This window comes from Candidatus Rokuibacteriota bacterium, assembly GCA_016188005.1.
In the GTDB taxonomy this organism is placed as follows: Bacteria; Methylomirabilota; Methylomirabilia; order Rokubacteriales; family CSP1-6; genus UBA12499.
Genome location: JACPIQ010000018.1, coordinates 1 through 3,235, shown reverse-complemented (window position 1 = coordinate 3,235; position 3,235 = coordinate 1). Strand labels below are relative to the sequence as shown.

The 3,235-nt window shown below is 72.5% G+C and carries 5 protein-coding genes; all 5 read left to right on the top strand.

All coding sequences use genetic code 11. The features are described from left to right. The first annotated feature begins 212 nt into the window (after positions 1–212). The 5 genes from HYV93_05070 (at position 213) to HYV93_05050 (ending at position 3,060) form a co-directional block, all read left to right on the top strand. A complete protein-coding gene (locus tag HYV93_05070; GenBank protein ID MBI2525335.1) occupies positions 213–578 on the top strand; it encodes a hypothetical protein in 366 nt (121 codons plus the stop codon). 73 nt (positions 579–651) lie between these two features. Further along, positions 652–927: a hypothetical protein gene (locus HYV93_05065; protein MBI2525334.1), complete on the top strand. Its 276-nt coding sequence runs from the start codon at positions 652–654 to the stop codon at positions 925–927. A gap of 125 nt (positions 928–1,052) precedes the next feature. Next, on the top strand, positions 1,053–1,271 hold the full coding sequence (locus HYV93_05060; protein ID MBI2525333.1) for a multiubiquitin domain-containing protein: 219 nt from the start codon (positions 1,053–1,055) through the stop codon (positions 1,269–1,271). After that, positions 1,271–1,705 carry a hypothetical protein gene (locus tag HYV93_05055; protein ID MBI2525332.1) on the top strand — a complete coding sequence of 145 codons (435 nt, stop codon included), beginning with the start codon at positions 1,271–1,273 and terminating at the stop codon, positions 1,703–1,705. Before HYV93_05060 ends, HYV93_05055 begins: the two co-directional genes overlap by 1 nt. Further along, positions 1,702–3,060: a ThiF family adenylyltransferase gene (locus HYV93_05050; GenBank protein ID MBI2525331.1), complete on the top strand. Its 1,359-nt coding sequence runs from the start codon at positions 1,702–1,704 to the stop codon at positions 3,058–3,060. Before HYV93_05055 ends, HYV93_05050 begins: the two co-directional genes overlap by 4 nt. Positions 3,061–3,235: the final 175 nt, after the last annotated feature.

Below are 3,235 nucleotides of genomic sequence, written 5' to 3'. Positions count from 1 at the left end.
TCCAGGCCCAGCGGGGGCCGAGAGGGTCATAGCCCGAAGGTCACGCAAGGGGGGGAATGCTTTTGAAAATCTTCAGATCTCGGGGTCCCATACTTCTGAACAATTCACGCCGAAAGGGTCCCTACCTTCTGAAAACCGACAGGCTTCACTCGGCGATCGCGCGGGGCGCCGCCAGGGGGACGGCGAGAGCCGCCACCAAGGCGTCGACTGGGGTGCTCCGGCGTGACCTCGCGCGCGACCGCGCGACGCTGGCGCGCCCCCTGGCGCGCGAGCGGACGGTACACCGCTACACGACCGCCGACAGGGCCCGGGTCGAGGTCAGGACCGGCATCGCCCGCGGATCGCACATGACCTCACACGCTGTGCGGGGCCGCCCGCCTGCCGCCAGCCAGGCCCAGGCCCGGTATGGCCTGCGAAACGCACCAGAGGTCCGCGAGACCGTGCGCTTGCCGGGGGGACACCCGGCACGCGTCAACCGCACCGTCGGGGGTGCCCCGGGGGTTGGCGAGATCACCTCGCCCAAGAGGGTCCCTCCCAGCGCCATCGAGCGGGTCGTCCCGCTCAGGCCTGGCCGGTGAGGGCGCCGCTGGCCGCCAGGCCTGCGCTCCCTGGGAACGACGCTTGAGGCGTGAAGACGGGGAGGTGAGCGACATGCAGTCACCCTCGAGCGGGGAGCCGAGGTTCCGCGACTGGGAGAGGGTCGCGCGGGGCGCGCTGATGGCGACGTTTGGTTTCGGCTGGTGGTACCTGGGGCACCGGCTCGTGAGGTGGCTCGACCATTCCACGCTGTTGACGGCGTTCGACGCCTGGCTGGCGGTCAGCGTCGTGGCCGCCGTGTGGCTGGTCCCTTGGGCCGCGGAGGCCGAGACGCGGGCAGCGGACTCCACGCCCGCCGAGGCCGACGGCGACGGCGGTGAGGCCCGGTGAGCGCCCGCCAGGGGGCGCGGTGGCTGGCGGCGCCATGTCAGTCGAAGCGGTCGCTGTCCGCCCCAGCTGATGGCAGGGGCGAGGGGCTGCGGCACATGAAACGGGCCGTGTGAGGAGGGCTGAGGATGCCGCGAGTGGTGATGGACGGCCAGGAGTTCGACATTCCCGCTGGCACGCTGACGGGCCGGGATCTCAAGCGGCTCGCCGGGGCGGACCCGGAGGACGTGGTCTACCGCGTCGCCGCCCCGGGGGAGGCGCCGGAGGTGCTCGACGACGACCTGCCGGTGCAGCTGCGCGACGGGGACCAGGTCGGCCGGACGCGACCCTTCCTGGCGGGGGGCTGATGCGGCATACGCAGCGGATCACGACCGAGCTGCGTCTCCTTGTCGCCGTCCATGGAGCCGACGCGGTCGTGTGGGCGCCGGACTACTCCTGGGTGACGGTCGAAGGCTTCCCGCTGCCGCCGGGGCTCACTGTGCGCGCGACCAACCTCCTGGTGATGATCCCGGACGGCTACGGCCACGGCGTCCCCTACAAGGAGCTCTACGTGGACCCGGCGCTCCGGGTGTGGCACGCGGGGGCGTGGCGGGAGATCCCACACTACTTCGACGAGGCGCGGCGCTACGCCCCCACCCCGACGGTCCGCAGCCGCAACTGGCGCTACCTGTGCCTCCACATGGACGGCTGGCGCCCGGCGGACAACATCCTGACCTTCCTCAAGCAGGTGGAGCTGTTCCTGAGTGACCCGTTCAACCCCCGCTGGGAGGCGAAGCGATGATGCGTGGTGCTCTCGGCGGCTGGCTCTGGCCTGGTGTCTCCGCCCACGTTCCGGATGCGACGCTCGTCATGGCCGAGCGCGATCTCGCCGGGCTCCGCGCGCACCTCCTCCAGGCCGACGGGCTCGAGCGGGCGGCCTTCGGGCTCCTGGGCCGCTGCCGGTCAGTCGAGCCCGGGGAGTACTTCCTCCACCGGCTCCTCCTGCCCGGGGACGGCGACTATCGCCGCCAGGATGGCGCCAGCGTCGAGCCCGCGCCGACTTACGTCCTCCATACGCTTCATCGCCTGGCGACCTCGGGCGCCGCCGGTTACCTCCACGCGCACAGCCACCCCTTCTCGCAGGGGGCCGCGTTCAGCGGGACGGATGACCGGTTCCTCCGGGGCGAGATCGCCACGGTGCGGGGCTATCCCCGGGGAGCCGATGTGCGCCGGGAGGTTCCGTTCCTGCGGCTCGTCTGGGGACAGCGCGAGGAGGGCTTCTCCGCGGAGGTTTACCGGGGCGACGGCCGCATCGTCGCTCGCGTCAGGGAGCTGCGCGCCGTGGGTCCGGCCGGGATCCGCCGCATCGTCGCCTTCGCTGCGGCGGCGCGTGCTTCCCGGATCGACGACGGCACCCTGCCGGTGGCCCGTCTGGACCGCAATATCCGCTGGCTGGGCGGGGACGGCCAGCAGCGGCTGCGCGAGCCGCGCCTGGCGGTCTGTGGCGCGGGGGGCATCGGGTCGGCGTGGGTCGCCCAGGCTCGCGGGCTCGGGTTCCGCCGGTTGATCCTGATCGATCCCGACCGGGTGGAGCCGAGCAACCTCAATCGTCTCTTCGGGGCGCGCCTCCGTGACGTCGGGCGGCTCAAGGTCAAGGTGCTCGCGCGCGAGGTGCGCGCGCTCGACCCCACGGCCGAAGTCGAGATCGTCCCCGCGCCGCTTCAGTCCGAGGAGGCGCGCCGCGCGCTGCTGCGCGCCGACCTCATCGTCTGCGGGCTCGACAACATGGCGGCGCGGCTCGAGGCGCAGGTGGTGGCGGCGCGGTACCTGAAGCCCCTCCTCGACATGGGCTCGGGCATCGTGCTGCGACCGGGGACGCGGCAGGTCCAGCACATGGGCGCGCAGGCGGCGCTCTACGCGCCCGGCGGGCCCTGCCTCCTCTGCCAGGGGGTGGTGAATCCCTCGCGCATCCTGAGCCCCGAGCACCGGGCCCTGCGCCGCGGGCTCGGCTACGTCGAGGGCGCGGAGGAGGCGGCCCCGCCCTCGGTGGTCACGCTGAATGCCCTGGTCGCCGCCCTCGGGCTGGAAGCTCTCGTGCGCTACCTGACGGGCTTCGGGCCGGCGCCGACCCATCTCCGCTACGACAGCCTAGCGTGAGTTTACCCCGGAGCTGGTGGGCGCTTCGGGAAACGGCTGAAATCACGCGCGATTCTCGCCCGAGGAGCGTAGTTACTACGGAGTCGGGAGCAAGTCAAAGCCCACCGCCAGCCGCCGCGCTGGCTCGGGCAGTTCCTCCAGTTGCCGGCGCACGCGTGGCCGTCCCGTGGCCGCC

Coding starts and splice junctions, on each gene's coding strand:
- HYV93_05065 (MBI2525334.1), top strand. CDS start 652: ATGCAGTCACCCTCGAGCGGGGAGCCGAGGTTCCGCGACTGGGAGAGG.
- HYV93_05060 (MBI2525333.1), top strand. CDS start 1,053: ATGCCGCGAGTGGTGATGGACGGCCAGGAGTTCGACATTCCCGCTGGC.
- HYV93_05055 (MBI2525332.1), top strand. CDS start 1,271: ATGCGGCATACGCAGCGGATCACGACCGAGCTGCGTCTCCTTGTCGCC.
- HYV93_05050 (MBI2525331.1), top strand. CDS start 1,702: ATGATGCGTGGTGCTCTCGGCGGCTGGCTCTGGCCTGGTGTCTCCGCC.